We start from the raw sequence: 2046 nt of genomic DNA on the forward strand, positions 1-2046 counted from the left end.
AGAAGCGGAACTAAACCCAGGACGCTTCATTCTACTATTCCCCGAAGTTCAAATGATCTTCCAGATCCAACCTTTTTTCCATCATTAGTGCGGACAGCTTCATAAATAGGAGCTTCATAAATGCGGTCCGCGTTTTCCATCCTGGCTTCGCACAGACCTTGAATGTATTGCCTAATCGAGTAAAGGTTCCAAATTCCATGTTTGTGCCGAATCTTGTCGTAACCCCAAGGGCCATATGGACGTGTTTTGGCATCAGGTTCATACCATCCCCGTCGTAGCACAACAGGAACCCCACATCGGTCATGCGTAGCCATCATCACCTGATCGGTATAATCATTGCCTCCAGCGATTCCACTGCCTTGTAGGGTAGGTGCATCTTGTTCGAGTCCTGCCCCAGGCATAAAGTCAGGAAAGAATTTGTCTAGTTGGCTACCGTGGATGCTGCCTTTTTCAAACTTTTGTTCCTTCCAACCGTCACTGTCACTTTCTCCGGGGTCACCAATAGGGTAGCCGACATCTCCATCAATAGCGCCTGAATACACCCATTGGAGTAGCACATCGCCTGTTATAGCGTGAGCGCCGAATTTGGGGTGCCAAACCATAATTCCTTTTTGGAAAAGGTTGTATCGCCCGATCCCGTCAGGTGTTTTTTCTTCGCTGCTGATAGGGAAACCTAAGGTACTCTTTTGGGCTCCCATGCCCTGCCATTTGTCATATATTCGCCCCTGAATTCCTGCTTGTACTGCAGGAATGGAGTTTCGTGTGTAGATGTAGCCACCTTGGTATTTCTGCTTATACCAACCCTCTCCGAGAGCGATATCATTAGTCATTGGGTACCCGAAGTGTCCGCGTTCCCAACCATGCTTTGCCCACACGACGGTTGCAGGAATGCTAACAGTATGAGCGCCTGTCTTTGGATGCCAATAGATAAACCCGTTGACGAATTCGGACCTTTTACCAATACCGTCAGGATTAGTTAGCTCGTTGCTTTTAGGAAACGTCAGAAAGCTTTTCGGTCCGCCAATGGAATCATAAAGTTCCCGGATTGCACCGCATACTTCAAAAGGAGAAGGCCAGTAAACTTTGCAACCTGGGGCAGAATTTAGGGTCGGATTATCTTCTTCTTGCAGCTGTGCTTCTTTTGTTTCTGCAAGATCCGCCTCTTCTTTGGTGAAATCACCCGGTATTTCTTCCCTATCGCTACGCATTTCTCCAGGGCGTACAGTAGATTTAGGAGATTTCGTCGGAGTCCACTCGGAGACTTCTTCCGGTGAAAGTTCAGTTTCTACAATTTCAGACGAGGCCCCCTTAGCCCACTCTGGCAGTACTGGAGTGGGGTATTCATCTGACGTTTCCTTATTGTCGATTGCCTCTACGGTATTTTCACTAGGATCAGCAGGAAAAGTATCCTGTGACACTGATGACGATAATGAATCAGAAAAAGATGATTGCGCGACTGCAGTACCGGGAGTGGTACTGATTAATAAGCTTGCTGAGACGAAAGCAAGTAGTTTGCGTGAGAGAGCTTTCATTGGCGGTCCTTAGATGAGAGTGAAACAAGGAGTTGTTCTACTAGGTCAGCTTATAGCTTGGTGGCAGGCTACGCTGGTTAAGCGAAAAAGTTCTCCTTTCTAATCTCGTCGGGTAACCATGAAAATAGCTAAAACCAGTCTTATAATCCTCACCTGCGCATTTACCGCACTGGGTGCTTCTCCTGCTGTAGCCCAGGACGCCAATGGTGATTTCGCTTCTCTACAAGCAAGTAGCACAGTACCGGTAAACGATAACCGGATTGCTGCTTTATGGTCAGCAATCCCAAGCCTGGATAATCCACAAGAACCCCGCATTCGACGCGACTGCACCGCAAGCTATCTAGGAGATAGCTTCTGGCTCACGGCACATCACTGCGTATCTAACGCACCGTTTATGGACGGTTTTCTCCGTCAATCAGATGGTGAAGTAGCAGGTATCGCTGCTATCTATACCAAATCATCAAACGATGATGTTGCCCTAATCATGAAGCGTCCTGGGTTTAGTTCCGCTTCT

At 47.7% G+C, this 2046-nt stretch carries 1 protein-coding gene and 1 pseudogene; one reads left to right on the plus strand and one right to left on the minus strand.

The annotated features are described in order from the left end of the window. Positions 1-26: 26 nt before the first annotated feature. Positions 27-1532, minus strand: coding sequence for an LGFP repeat-containing protein (locus tag HMPREF3067_RS10855; protein WP_246819174.1), 1506 nt, complete (start codon positions 1530-1532; stop codon positions 27-29). Positions 1533-1650: 118 nt separating this feature from the next. Here HMPREF3067_RS10855 and HMPREF3067_RS11185 point away from each other — a divergent pair. Next, positions 1651-2046 (plus strand): annotated as a pseudogene (locus HMPREF3067_RS11185) (hypothetical protein); the annotation flags it as partial.

It is taken from the genome of Corynebacterium sp. HMSC04H06 (assembly GCF_001815935.1).
Lineage (GTDB): Bacteria > Actinomycetota > Actinomycetes > Mycobacteriales > Mycobacteriaceae > Corynebacterium.

Coding starts and splice junctions, on each gene's coding strand:
- HMPREF3067_RS10855 (WP_246819174.1), bottom strand. CDS start 1,532: ATGAAAGCTCTCTCACGCAAACTACTTGCTTTCGTCTCAGCAAGCTTA.